This window comes from Acidovorax lacteus (assembly GCF_039540375.1).
In the GTDB taxonomy this organism is placed as follows: domain Bacteria; phylum Pseudomonadota; class Gammaproteobacteria; order Burkholderiales; family Burkholderiaceae_C; genus Acidovorax_G; species Acidovorax_G lacteus.
Genome location: NZ_BAABEX010000011.1, coordinates 1 through 12,414, shown reverse-complemented (window position 1 = coordinate 12,414; position 12,414 = coordinate 1). Strand labels below are relative to the sequence as shown.

The window sequence follows — 12,414 nt, the reverse complement described above, 5'->3', positions numbered from 1 at the left end:
GCTGCGCACGACCGCTTGGCCCTGCTGCGGCTGGGTGCTCCGCCCGCAGGGCGCGCCGCCTTGGTCGCGATGCCGTTGGTCACGAGCTTTTGCTATTTTTTTGATAGCTGCTCGTGCTTGATTCTTCAGCACGAGCGGCCATTTTCGCCTTCACCTATCACGCACCACCCGAGCCTGCGCCTGGGTCTTGTGCACGACCGGCGGCGCGGCCGGGGCGTTTTCCGCACAATCGGGCCACCCGTTTGCTGCGACAGGACCGTGCCATGACCGTGCTGCTCCACCATCCCCAACGCCCCGCCGTCGTCACCTGGCTGGGCTACGGCGGACTGCTGCCCTTTCTGGCACTGGCCACGGCCTGCGTGGCCTGGCCGGCTGGCCGCGCCCAGTGGTGGACGCCTGCGCTCATCGGCTATGGCGCGGTGATCCTGAGCTTTGTGGGGGCGCTGCACTGGGGCTTTGCCATGACGGCGCAGGACATGCCGCCCGACGAACGCCGCAACAGCTTTGTCTGGAGCGTGGTGCCCGCGCTCATGGCCTGGCCGGCGCTGCTGCTGCCCGCGCCCTGGGCCGTGGCGCTGCTGATTGCTGGCTTTGTGGCGCACTTGGCGCGCGACTTGCAACTGCGCGAGCGCACCACGCTTGCGCCCTGGTATCTGCGGCTGCGCCTGCAGCTCACCACCGTGGCCTGCCTGTGCCTGGCCCTGGGCGGCTGGGCCAGCACGCGCTGAAGGCCCGCGCCATGGCCGCTGCCAACAAGCCCTCCGCCGCGCCGGGCGACGCGTCCTCCACCGCCGCCGTGCCCAGCGGCCGCATCGGGCGGCTGGCCCGCATGGGCGGGCTGGCCACAGGCCTGGCCTCGGGCATGGTGGCCGAAGGGCTTCGCCGCTGGTCGCAGGGCGACCGGCCCAGCGCCCGCGAGCTGCTGCTGACCCCGGCCAACGCGCGCCGCGTGGCCGACCAGCTCGCGCAGCTGCGCGGCGCCGCCATGAAGGTGGGCCAGCTGCTGTCGATGGACGCGGGCGAGCTGTTGCCGCCCGAGCTGTCGGACATCCTCGCCCGGCTGCGCAGCGACGCCAAGCCCATGCCGCTGGGCCAGATGGACGAGGTGCTCACCGCCGCCTGGGGCGCAGGCTGGGACCAGCGTTTCGCGCAGTTCGGCTTCACGCCCATTGCGGCGGCCTCCATCGGCCAGGTGCACCGGGCCCGCATGCAGGACGGGCGCGACCTGGCCATCAAGGTGCAATACCCGGGCATCGCGCGCAGCATCGACAGCGACGTGGACAACGTGGCCCTGCTGCTGCGCATGTCGGGCCTGCTGCCGCGCGGCCTGGACGTGGCCCCGCTGCTGGCCGAGGCCAAGCGCCAGCTGCACGAAGAGGCCGACTACCGGCGCGAAGCCGAATGCCTGGAACGCTTTGCCGCGCTGCTGCAGGGCGACGACGCCTTTGTGCTGCCGCGCACCGAGTCTGCGCTGTGCGGCCCTACGGTGCTGGCCATGGACTACCTGGCGTCTGAGCCGCTCGAATCCCTGGCCCACGCCGATGCAGCCCAACGCGATGCCGCGGCCACACAACTGCTTCGCCTCCTGTTCCGCGAGCTGTTCGAGTTCGGCTGGGTGCAGACCGATCCCAACTTTGCCAACTACCGCGTGCAGCCCGGCACGGGCCGCATCGTGCTGCTGGACTTTGGCGCCACGCGCCGCTACGGGCCCGCGGTGGCGGGCGGCTACCAGCGCCTCCTGCGCGCGGCACGTGACGACGACCGCGCGGGCGTGGCCCAGGCGGCAGAAGCCATTGGCTACTTCGGCACAGCCATCGTGCCCGCGCAGCGCGAGGCCGTGGTGGACCTGTTTCTCACCGCCTGCGAACCGCTGCGCACCCCGGGCGCGTACGACTTCGGCGCCAGCGACCTGGCCGCGCGCATCCGCGATGCAGGCATGGCGCTGAGCATGGAGCGCGACTTCTGGCACACACCGCCAGCCGACGCGATCTTTCTGCACCGCAAGCTGGGCGGCCTGTACCTGCTGGCCGCGCGCCTCAAGGCCCGGGTGCCGGTGCAGGCGCTGGTGTCGCCCTGGCTGGACGGGCCCGCCCCGGCCGCGCAAGGCGGCTGACGCGCACCGCCACACGCCCTGCCCACAGCGGCCCAAAAGCACAAAGCCCGCACAGGGCGGGCTTTGCGGCGTGGGCGCGGGGCCGATCAGCGGAAGCGCGATTGCGGCACGGTCTGCAGGTCGCCTTCGATGCTGCCGATGTAGTTGGCCAGGGCCTTGAGTTCGGCGTTGGTGAACTGCTTGGAGATGCCGCCCATGATCGCGTTGTTGCGGCCGATGTTGGCGTTCTTCTCGACCTTGTACGACTTGAGCGCGACGAACAGGTAGTCGGCGTGCTGGCCCGCGATCTTGGGGTACGACGGGTCGATGGGCTTGGCAAAGTTATCGCCGTGGCAGGAGACGCAAGCGCCCTTCTTCAGCAGCTCGGCCACCTGCACGCTGGGTTCGCGCGAAGGCTTGGCAGGCAGTTCAGCGCCCTTCTTGCCGTGTTGTTCGTAATAGGCCGAGATGTCAGCGATGTCCTGGTCGGACAGCGACTCGGAGATGCCGCGCATGGTCGGGTGCTTGCGATCGCCCTTCTTGTAGGCCTGCAGCGCAGCGGCGATGTACTTGCCGCTCTGGCCCGAAATCATCGGCACCTTGTGCACTTCGGGGAAGCTGGCCTGGTAGCCCGGGATGCCGTGACAGCCAATGCACATCGCGATTTTCTGCTCGCCCGCTTTCACGTCACCCTTGACTTCCTGGGCGTGGGAGAACGCCGTCACGGAAGCGACAGCCAGGGCAAATATCGTGGTCAACGTCTTGTTCATTTTGCGCGCACAATCTCGTGAAAGTTCAGCTCTGGGCTCTGATCAGCGGACGATTATAGCCAGCGCCTGTCAAGCCCATTCATCAACATCGGCTCAGAAGCTCCATGAAATTCCAAGGCTCCGAGAACTACGTCGCCACCCAGGACCTGATGCTCGCGGTGAACGCGGCGATCACGCTCAAACGCCCGCTGCTGGTCAAGGGCGAGCCTGGCACCGGCAAGACCATGCTGGCCGAGGAAGTGGCCGCATCGCTGGGCATGCCGCTGCTGCAGTGGCACATCAAGTCCACCACCAAGGCGCAGCAGGGCCTGTATGAGTACGACGCCGTGAGTCGCCTGCGGGACAGCCAGCTGGGCGATACCGACAGCAGCGAGCGTGTGAAGGACATCCGCAACTACATCGTGCAGGGCGTGCTGTGGCAGGCCTTCACGGCCGAGCAGCCGGTCGCACTGCTGATCGACGAAATCGACAAGGCCGACATCGAATTCCCCAACGACCTGCTGCGCGAGCTCGACCGCATGGAGTTCTACTGCTACGAAACGCGGGAACTCATCAAGGCCAAGCACCGGCCGCTGGTGTTCATCACCTCCAACAACGAAAAGGAACTGCCCGACGCCTTCCTTCGCCGCTGCTTCTTCCATTTCATCAAGTTCCCCGACGCAGACACCATGCGCCAGATCGTGCAGGTGCACTTCCCCACGCTCAAGAGCGAGTTGCTCAGCGTGGCCATGAAGACCTTCTACGACGTGCGCAACCTGCCGGGCCTGAAGAAAAAGCCCTCGACCAGCGAACTGCTCGACTGGCTCAAGCTGCTTGTGGCCGAAGAGATTCCGCTCGAAGCCCTGCAAAGCGCCGACAACAAGGTGGCCGTGCCGCCGCTGGTGGGCGCACTGCTCAAGAACGAGCAGGACGTGACGCTGTTCGAGAAGCTGGTGTTCATGAACCAGCGCAACCGCTGACCGGGGCCTGGCATGCAGCCCCAACACTCCGCACGCCAGTTGCTGCTGCTGGGCATTGGCCAGGCCGTGGGCTTTGTGGGCGGCGCCCTGCTGGGCCGCTGGGTGGGCACACTGCTCGGGTGGGATGCGTTCGGCCCCAACGGCTACGACGGCCCGGCCATGCTGGGCATTCTGCTGATCGGCCTCGGGGGTGGCGGCGGCGTGCACCTGGCGCGGCGCCTGTACATCCACCGCTTTGGCGACCCCAAGGTGTGACGCGGCACGTGCCCGCGCCTGCCAACCCTTTGCTCCCTCTCGCGCTTCAGCCATGGCATTTGTAGAACCCGTCACCCTGTCCGGCCGTGGCGTGCGGCTGGAGCCGCTGGGCCTTGCGCACGAAGCCGGGCTGGCGGCCGCAGCCGCAGACGGCGCGCTGTGGACGATCCGCGTGACTTCGGTACCCGAGCCCACACAGACGCGCGCCTACATCGAAGCCGCGCTGGAAGGCCGCGCGCAGGGCCACCGCTTTCCGTTTGCCGTGGTAGACGAGGCCAGCGACCGCGTGCTGGGCTCCACCAGCTACCACGACATCGTGCCCGCCGTGCGCCGAGTGGAAATCGGCTGGACCTGGTACGCCCGCAGCGTGCAGCGCACGCATGTGAACACCACCTGCAAGCTGCTGCTGCTCACACATGCGTTCGACACGCTGGGCTGCCACGTGGTGGGCTGGCGCACCGACAACTTCAATTTCGCAAGCCAGCGTGCCATCGAGCGCCTGGGCGCGAAGAAGGACGGCGTGCTCCGCGGGCATGCGCTGCGGCGCGACGGCACGATCCGCGACACCGTGATGTACAGCATGCGCAGCGGCGAATGGCCCGAAGCGCGCGCCCAGCTGCTGTACCTGCTTGCGCGCCATGACGGCACGCCGGAGGCCTGACCCATGCTGACCGACTTCTTCTACACGCTGCGCGCGGCCAAGCTGCCGGTGTCGGTGAAGGAATACCTCACGCTCCTTGAAGCCCTGCAGGCTGGCGTGGTGGGCCCCAAGTCCGAAGGGGCCTGGAGCCTGGACGACTTCTACTTCATGTCGCGCATGGCGCTGGTCAAGGACGAGAAGCACTACGACAAGTTCGACCGGGCCTTCGCCGCCTACTTCAAGGGCGTGGAGATGGTGTCGGACTTCACCAAGGAAGTCCCGGCCGACTGGCTGCGCAAAATGCTCGAGCGCGAACTGAGCCCCGAAGAAAAGGCCGCCATCGAGAAGATGGGCTGGGACGAGCTGATGGAGACGCTCAAAAAGCGCCTTGAAGAGCAGAAAGAGCGCCACGAGGGCGGCAACAAGTGGATCGGCACGGGCGGCACCAGCCCGTTCGGCCATGGTGGCTACAACCCGCAGGGCGTGCGCATCGGCGGGGCCGGCAAGAACAAGAGCGCCGTGAAGGTGTGGGAGCAGCGCGCCTACCGCGACTACGACGACCAGCAGGAGCTGGGGACGCGCAACATCAAGGTTGCGCTGCGCCGCCTGCGGCGCTTTGCGCGCGAAGGCAACGAGCTGGAACTGGACCTGCCCGACACCATCCGCAGCACGGCGGCCAACGCCGGTTACCTGGACATCAAGATGGTGCCCGAGCGGCACAACAACGTGAAGGTGCTGCTGCTCATGGACGTGGGCGGCACCATGGACGAGCACATCCAGCGGGTCGAGGAGCTGTTCTCCGCCGTCAAGAGCGAGTTCAAGCACCTGGAGTTCTATTACTTCCACAACTGCGTGTACGACTTCATGTGGAAGAACAACCGCCGCCGCTTCTCGGAGAAGTTTGCGACCTGGGACATCATCCGCAAGTACAACAAGGACTACAAACTCATCTTCGTGGGCGATGCGACCATGAGCCCCTACGAGATCCTGCAACCCGGCGGCAGCGTGGAGTACAACAACGAAGAAGCCGGTGCCGAATGGCTGCAGCGCCTGACCCACGCATTCCCGAAATTTGCGTGGATCAACCCCGAGCCGCCGGGCGTGTGGCAATACCGGCAGAGCATCAGCATCGTGCAGCAGCTCATGGGGGGGCGGATGTACCCTTTGTCACTCAAAGGGCTCGAAGAGACCATGCGGCTGCTGTCAAAATAGCCGGATGCCTACGCCTCCCGCAACGCCGGCCCGTTGGCCGGCGTTGTTGTTTCTGAGCGCTGCACTCGGCCTGCAAGGCTGCAGTGCCCTGCGCCCAGCCCCTGCTGACGCCACCCACGAAGACCCCGCCACACTGGCCGCACAGAGCGGCACAGCGGCCGTGTTTGACGTACGCATCGAGGCCCCCGACGCGGTGCGCGAGTACCTCGCGCGCCACCTCGAACTGCTGCGCTTTCGCCACCTGGCAGACCTGCAGCCGCAGGAGCTTGAGCGCCTGCTCGGCGCAGCCGAGGCCAATGTGCGCGACCTCCTGGGCACGCTGGGCCATTTCGCACCCGACATCACGATCGCACTCGACGAGCCCGCGACGGGCGCAGAAGGAGCCCTGCGCCAGGTGCGCATCGCAGTGCAGCCGGGCCCCGTCACGCAGGTGATCGCTTCCGAGGTGCACGTGGCTGGCGACCAGGCGATCACCGCGGCCGACGACGACGCTCGCCGCCAGTGGGCGCGCGTGCAGCGCAATTGGCCACTCGAGCCCGGCATGCCCTTCACCCAGCAGGGCTGGGACGGTGCCAAGAGCGCCGGCCTGCGCCAGTTGCAGGCCCGCCGCCACCCCACCGCGCGCATCGCAGACAGCCGCGCCGACATCGACGCCGACCGGCACGAAGCCCGGCTGGCCGTGACCTACGACCCCGGCCCGGCCTTTCGCTTCGGCCCGCTGCAGGTGCGCGGCAGCCAGCGCTACGACCCCGAGGGCGCGCGCCGCATTGCGCGCCTGCCCACCGGCAGCGTGTACGACGAGGCGCAGCTGCTGGATGCGCAGCTGCGCCTGGCCAGCAGCGGCTACTACGACGCCGTGTTCCTCACGCTCGACACCGAGGCCGCCGATCCACAAGCCGCGCCGGTGGTGGCGCAGGTGCGCGAATCGCCACTGCAAAAGGTGGTGCTGGGGGTGGGCGCGTCCACCGACAGCGGGCCGCGCCTGTCGCTGGACCACACGCACATCCGCCTGCCGGGCATTGGCTGGCGCGCACTCAGCAAGATCAGCCTCGACCGCGAAACGCAGCTGCTGTCCAGCGAATGGACGGCGCTGCCCGACGAGCAGGGCTGGCGCTGGTTCACCGGGGCGCAACGGCAGCGCGAAACCACAGGCGACTACGACGTGGCCAGCAGCCGGCTGCGCGCAGGGCGCACCCAGAATTCCGACCACATCGACCGCACGCTGTTCGTGCAGTGGGACAACGCCCGCAGCGAAGGCGCGGGTGCGCCGCCCTCAGGCGCCGCCGTCAGCGCCAACTGGGGCTGGACGGGCCGCTACTTCAACAACGCCACCGCCCCCACCCGCGGGCAGGGCCTGGCCCTGGAGCTGGGCCTGGGCACCACCTTGCGGCCCGAGCGCGACCCGTTTGTGCGGACGCTGGCGCGCTGGCAGCGCTTTGTGCCGCTGGATCGCGTGCGCGCCGACAGCGGGCGCAGCCGCAGCAGCCGCCTGGCGCTGCGGGCCGAGCTGGGCGCCGTGCTGGCGCGCGACGAAGCCCGCATTCCCGTGACACAGCTGTTTGTCACCGGGGGCGACACCACCGTGCGCGGCTACGGCTACCGCTCCATCGGCGCGCGCACCGAAGCCGGCCGCGTGACCGGCGGGCGCTATCTGGCCGTGGGCAGCGTAGAGTGGCAGCGGCCCATCGTGTGGAACGGCGAACTCACCGCATTGGAAAGCACGCTGTTCCTGGATGCCGGGGCCGTGGCCGACCGCCCCGCCGACTTGGACCCGCGCGTGGGTGTGGGCACCGGCGTGCGCTGGCGCAGCCCAGTGGGCCCGCTGCAGGCCGATCTGGCCTGGGGCGCACAAGACCGCAAGCTGCGGCTGCACCTGCGGCTGGGCTTCAGCTTCTGAGCATGGTGACCGACACCGCCCCCCGCCCCGCCCCGCCACCGCCCGCAGGCTTTGAAGCGGGTGCCAGCGCACCGCCGCCAGCGCACCGCCCCAGGCGGTGGCCCCCGCTGCTGCGCTGGCTGCTATGGCCCACCACCGCACTGGCGCTGGCGGTGGTGGCGCTGTGGTTCTGGGCGGGCTCGGCCGCATCGCTGCCGCAGGCCCTGGCGCTGGTACAGCGCCTGCTGCCCACGGGGCAGCACCTGGAATTTGAAGGCACGCAGGGCTCGCTGCGCGACGGGGGGCAGCTTGCGCGCCTGCAGTGGACGCAGCCCGAGCTTCGCGTGCAGGTGCAGGGCCTGCGCTGGGCCTGGGACCTGCAAGCCCTGCTGGGCGGTACCCTGCGCCTGACCGACCTGAGCGCCGACGCCCTGACCGTGGAACGCAGCCCCGCGCCAGCGCCCAAGCGCCCGCGCACGCCCCCCGCGCAGGCCACGCTGCCATTGGCCATCGACACCCCGCTGCAACTGGGCCGTCTGCAATGGGGCCCGACACCCGCCCAGACCCTTCAGCACCTGGAGGCGCACTACCGCTACCAGGACGCCACCCATGCGCTGGAGCTGCGCCGACTTGACTGGGCCGATGGCCGCTACCAGGGCCGCCTGACATTGGGCGCCACCGGTGCGCTGCCGCTGGCGCTGGAGCTGCAAGCTCAGGTACAGACCCCGGCCAGTGCGCTGGGCACGGCCACACCGCTCGCGCTGGCGCTGCAAGCCCAGGCCCACGGCACGCTGGGCAGCGCAGACGCCGCGCTGGCGGTCACGGCACAGCTCGACACCGCTGCGCCACCGGGCTCCGGCAACGCCGCCAGCAGCCCCCTCTCCAGCGCGCGGCTGCAGGCCACACTGCGCCCCTGGGCCGCGCAGCCGCTGCAGCAGGCCCAGGCGTCGGTACAGGCGCTGGACCTGGCCCTGCTGTGGCCCACGGCCCCGCGCACCGCACTGTCGGGCGAGGCGGCGCTGCGGCCGCTGCCCGACCAACCCCTCACCGGGTGGGCGCTGCAGGCCGACCTGGCCAATGCCGCCCCGGGCCGCTGGAACGACGCACGCCTGCCGCTGGCACAGCTCAAGGCCGAGGGCCGGCTCCTGCAGGCCGAGACCGGGGCCGCAGTGGAACTGGAGTCGTCGGAAGCGCTGCTCGGCCCCGGCGGGCGCGACGGCCGCATCCGCCTGCACGGCCGCTGGCAAGCCGCGCCTGCGCTGGTGCAGGGCGAAGCCACGCTCACCGGCGTGTCGCTGGCCGCGGTGCAGCAGGGGTGGGACGCCGCGCCCCTGGCGGGGCACGTCACCGCGCGCCAGGGGGCCGACGGCATCGTGCGCTTTGCGGCCGACCTGCGCGCCGCCGCAGCGGCCACAGGCGGGCTGCGCAGCGTGCAAGCGCTGGCACTGCAGGGGCAATGGAACGGCGCACGCGACGGCGGCACGCTGGTGCTCGAGCGGCTGCGCCTGGCCGCGCTGCAGGCGCGGCTGGAAGCCGACGCCCTGACCCTGTCGCGCACGCCGCTGCGTGCCGCTGGCGAAGCCCGCGCCAGCCTGCCCGGCGCCACGCTGGCCTGGTCTGGCCAGTGGAGCGCCGCCCAGGGCCGCGGTCAGGCCCAACTGCGCTGGAGCGACGCGGCCGCGGCCCAGGCCTGGCTCGCGCAATGGCCGGGCATGGCCGAGCGGCTGGCCGCCGGGCGGGCCAGCGGCCAGGGCGAGGCGCAAGCCCAGTGGCAAGGCGGCTGGCAAAGCGCACTCGACGCCTGGGCCGCACTGCAGCAAGGCCGCCCGCCTGCGGCCAGCGCCCCCGGCATGCCATGGCAGCTGCGCCTGCGTTCAGACCGCGGGGGCTGGCAGCCCGCTGGCGGCACGGCGGCCACGCAATGGAGCGGGCTCGACGTGCAGGCCCAGGGCGACCTGCGCCAGCTGCAACTGCGCGCCCAAGGCGATGTGCAATCCGGCCCGCACCGCGTGGCCGCCCGAACCGAAGGCCAGGCGCGCTGGAGCGGCGCCGGACAGCTGCAGACCACCGTGGACCGGCTGGAAGCGCGCTGGAACAAAGGCCGCCACACCCCCTGGACGGCCCGCCTGGACGCCCCCGTGCAAGCCACAGTGCGCTGGCCCTTGCCCGACAGCCGCACCCCCTGGCAGCTCGAAGCCGCCGCGGGCGCGCTGCAGGTGCAAGGCCCCGCCGCTGGGCCGCTGCGCCTGCGGTGGTCGCCCACGCGCCTGGCAGGTGGCAGCGCCACGCCGCTGGCCGTGCAGACCGAGGGCGAACTGCAGGGCTTGACCCTGGCCTGGATCGATGCGCTGCAGCAGCGCGCCCTGCCCGCCCCCACCCCTTTGGCACAGCACGGCCTGCGCGGCGACCTGGAGCTGGCAGCCCGCTGGAGCCTGAACGCACAAGACGACCGCCTGCGCCTGCAAGCCGAACTGACTCGCCGCAGCGGTGACCTGGAGGTACCGGCCGCCGACACCAGCACCCCCACCACCGTGCGCAGCAGCGGCCCGCAGGCGCGCGATGCCGGCGGCGAGCGCAAGCCCGCGCTGCGCAGCACCGAGCCCGCCCCAGCCGCCAGCCGCGCCGGCCTGCGAGAGGCGCGCCTGAGCGTGGACGTGGCCCCGGGCGGCCGCGTGGACGCCCGCCTGCGCTGGGACAGCGAGCGCGTCGGCCAGGCCGACGTGCAACTGCAGACCCAGCTGGCCGTCGCCCCGGTCTGGACCACATTCGCCTGGGCGGACGACGCTCCGCTGTCTGGCCAGGTGCGCGCACGCCTGCCCGACCTGGGGGTGTGGTCGGCCCTGGCACCACCGGGCTGGCGCGTGCGCGGCACGCTGGGTGCCGACGTGGCGCTGTCGGGCACGCGGCAGACTCCGCGCTGGAGCGGCAGCCTGCAGGCCGACGGCCTGCGCGTGCGCTCGGTGCTCGAGGGCATCGACCTGCAGGACGGCCGCCTGCGCGCCACGCTGCAGGGCGATGCGCTGGAGATCACCGAGCTGCGGCTGCGCGGTGCCAGCGGCGGCGGCGCGCGCATCCTGGGCCCCAGCGGCAACCGCACGGCACCGCCGGCCGACGGCGGTCTGCTTGAAGCCACGGGCCGCGTGCGATGGTCCCAGGGTGCGGCCAACGCTGCAGGCCAGGCGCTGTCGCTGCAGTTGCAAGCGCAGGCCACGGCGCTGCAGGTGCTGGCGCGGGCCGACCGGCAGCTCAGCGTATCGGGCCCGCTCACGCTGCAGATCGACGACGGCCAGGTGCGCGTACGCGGCAACCTGCGGGCGCAGCGCGCAGCCATCGTGCTGCCCGAAGAATCGGCCCCACGCCTGGGCGACGACGTGGTGGTGCACAGCCGTCGCCACAGCGCACCCAATAGCCCACCCGAAACGGCCACCGAAGGGCCCGCCGCCGCCGTGCGATCGGCCCGGCCGGCCGACATCCAGCTCACGGTGGACCTGGGCGACGACTTTGCGCTGCAGGGGCTGGGCATCACCACACGGCTGAGGGGCTCCGTGGAACTGCGCGGCCCGGCCACGGCCGACACGCCACCGCGCGTGCTGGGCGAAATCCGTACCGAGCAGGGCCGCTACCGGGCCTGGGGCCAGGTGCTCGATGTGGAAAGCGGGCTGATCCGCTTCAATGGCCCGTACCAGAACCCATCGCTCGACATTCTGGCGCTGCGCCCGCAGCTGGCGGTGCGCGCGGGCGTGCAGGTCACGGGCTCGGCCCAGTCGCCGCGCGTGCGGCTGTACTCTGACCCCGAACTGCCCGACGCCGAAAAGCTGGCCTGGGTGGTGCTGGGGCGTAGCGCGGCGGGCGGCGGGGCCGAAGCGGCGCTGCTGCAACAAGCGGCGCTCGCCTTCCTGGGCCGCCAGGGCAACCAGACGGCGGCCAACGTGGCCTCGCGCCTGGGCCTGGACGAAATCGGTTTCAAGGGACCGGGCTCGGGCGACGACGCCAGCAGCGCCGCCCTGACCTTTGGCAAGCGCCTGGCGCGCAACCTGTACGTGAGCTACGAACGCAGCCTGTCGGGCACGCTGGGAACGCTCTACATCTTCTACGACCTCTCGCGCCGCCTCACGCTGCGCGGGCAGACGGGCGAGAAAAGCGCGGTGGACCTGATCTACACGGTGCAATACGACTGAAGGCCAGCCCACCACACAGCCCACTCGACTGGATTGCTATTAGTTTGATAGCTTGTCGTGCTTGACTTCGCTGGATCAGAGGCCGATTTGGCTTGAAAACCCGGCACCGTGGGCCTGCCCCTACAATGCGGGCCTCGCTCCTCGTAGTTCAATGGATAGAACGAGTGCCTCCTAAGCGCTAGATACAGGTTCGATTCCTGTCGAGGGGACCAGGCACAAGGCCGCAGCGTGGCAACGCGCTGCGGCCTTTTTCATGCGCACGAGCCTGCGCCGCTGCGGGTAGCGCAGGCGGCATCTGCTATCAAAAAAAGAGCTACTCGTGCTTGATTGGAAAGGGCGGTTTCAAGTCCAAGCGCAACACTTGTATTGGTTCAATGCACCGAATCAGGCTGCTGCGTCAGACGCTGCAGATGTTGGGCATAAACCTGCAGC

Annotated in this window: 9 protein-coding genes and 1 tRNA gene; 9 read left to right on the top strand and 1 reads right to left on the bottom strand. The window is 70.2% G+C overall.

From position 1 onward, the window contains the following. Positions 1-263: 263 nt before the first annotated feature. Together ABD866_RS08410 and ABD866_RS08405 are read left to right on the top strand one after the other, a co-directional pair. Positions 264-728 carry a DUF3429 domain-containing protein gene (locus ABD866_RS08410; protein ID WP_345063224.1) on the top strand — a complete coding sequence of 155 codons (465 nt, stop codon included), beginning with the start codon at positions 264-266 and terminating at the stop codon, positions 726-728. Positions 729-739: 11 nt separating this feature from the next. Further along, on the top strand, positions 740-2,113 hold the full coding sequence (locus ABD866_RS08405; RefSeq protein WP_345063221.1) for an ABC1 kinase family protein: 1,374 nt from the start codon (positions 740-742) through the stop codon (positions 2,111-2,113). An 86-nt stretch (positions 2,114-2,199) separates the two neighbouring features. Here ABD866_RS08405 and ABD866_RS08400 read toward each other — a convergent pair whose 3' ends face one another. Continuing rightward, positions 2,200-2,862, bottom strand: a complete 663-nt coding sequence (locus ABD866_RS08400; protein ID WP_345063217.1) for a c-type cytochrome — start codon at positions 2,860-2,862, stop codon at positions 2,200-2,202. Positions 2,863-2,966: 104 nt separating this feature from the next. Here ABD866_RS08400 and ABD866_RS08395 point away from each other — a divergent pair, with 104 nt between their 5' ends. From ABD866_RS08395 to ABD866_RS08365, 7 genes are all read left to right on the top strand, one after another. Further along, positions 2,967-3,821, top strand: coding sequence for an AAA family ATPase (locus ABD866_RS08395; RefSeq protein ID WP_345063214.1), 855 nt, complete (start codon positions 2,967-2,969; stop codon positions 3,819-3,821). 12 nt (positions 3,822-3,833) lie between these two features. After that, positions 3,834-4,076, top strand: a complete 243-nt coding sequence (locus tag ABD866_RS08390) for a hypothetical protein (protein ID WP_345063211.1) — start codon at positions 3,834-3,836, stop codon at positions 4,074-4,076. A gap of 52 nt (positions 4,077-4,128) precedes the next feature. Further along, positions 4,129-4,737 (top strand): GNAT family N-acetyltransferase, encoded by a 609-nt coding sequence (locus tag ABD866_RS08385; RefSeq protein ID WP_345063208.1) that lies wholly within the window; start codon positions 4,129-4,131, stop codon positions 4,735-4,737. A 3-nt stretch (positions 4,738-4,740) separates the two neighbouring features. Then, positions 4,741-5,928: a vWA domain-containing protein gene (locus ABD866_RS08380; RefSeq protein WP_345063205.1), complete on the top strand. Its 1,188-nt coding sequence runs from the start codon at positions 4,741-4,743 to the stop codon at positions 5,926-5,928. A 4-nt stretch (positions 5,929-5,932) separates the two neighbouring features. Next, a complete protein-coding gene (locus ABD866_RS08375; RefSeq protein WP_345063202.1) occupies positions 5,933-7,825 on the top strand; it encodes an autotransporter assembly complex protein TamA in 1,893 nt (630 codons plus the stop codon). A 2-nt stretch (positions 7,826-7,827) separates the two neighbouring features. Beyond that, on the top strand, positions 7,828-11,982 hold the full coding sequence (locus ABD866_RS08370; protein WP_345063200.1) for a translocation/assembly module TamB domain-containing protein: 4,155 nt from the start codon (positions 7,828-7,830) through the stop codon (positions 11,980-11,982). Between the two features lie 137 nt (positions 11,983-12,119). Then, positions 12,120-12,194: transfer RNA gene (locus ABD866_RS08365), tRNA-Arg, on the top strand. The last annotated feature ends 220 nt before the right edge of the window (positions 12,195-12,414 follow it).

What these genes read in the sequence shown, in the direction of transcription:
- ABD866_RS08410 (WP_345063224.1), top strand. Translation starts at nt 264, where the DNA reads ATGACCGTGCTGCTCCACCATCCCCAACGCCCCGCCGTCGTCACCTGG.
- ABD866_RS08405 (WP_345063221.1), top strand. Translation starts at nt 740, where the DNA reads ATGGCCGCTGCCAACAAGCCCTCCGCCGCGCCGGGCGACGCGTCCTCC.
- ABD866_RS08400 (WP_345063217.1), bottom strand. Translation starts at nt 2,862, where the DNA reads ATGAACAAGACGTTGACCACGATATTTGCCCTGGCTGTCGCTTCCGTG.
- ABD866_RS08395 (WP_345063214.1), top strand. Translation starts at nt 2,967, where the DNA reads ATGAAATTCCAAGGCTCCGAGAACTACGTCGCCACCCAGGACCTGATG.
- ABD866_RS08390 (WP_345063211.1), top strand. Translation starts at nt 3,834, where the DNA reads ATGCAGCCCCAACACTCCGCACGCCAGTTGCTGCTGCTGGGCATTGGC.
- ABD866_RS08385 (WP_345063208.1), top strand. Translation starts at nt 4,129, where the DNA reads ATGGCATTTGTAGAACCCGTCACCCTGTCCGGCCGTGGCGTGCGGCTG.
- ABD866_RS08380 (WP_345063205.1), top strand. Translation starts at nt 4,741, where the DNA reads ATGCTGACCGACTTCTTCTACACGCTGCGCGCGGCCAAGCTGCCGGTG.
- ABD866_RS08375 (WP_345063202.1), top strand. Translation starts at nt 5,933, where the DNA reads ATGCCTACGCCTCCCGCAACGCCGGCCCGTTGGCCGGCGTTGTTGTTT.
- ABD866_RS08370 (WP_345063200.1), top strand. Translation starts at nt 7,828, where the DNA reads ATGGTGACCGACACCGCCCCCCGCCCCGCCCCGCCACCGCCCGCAGGC.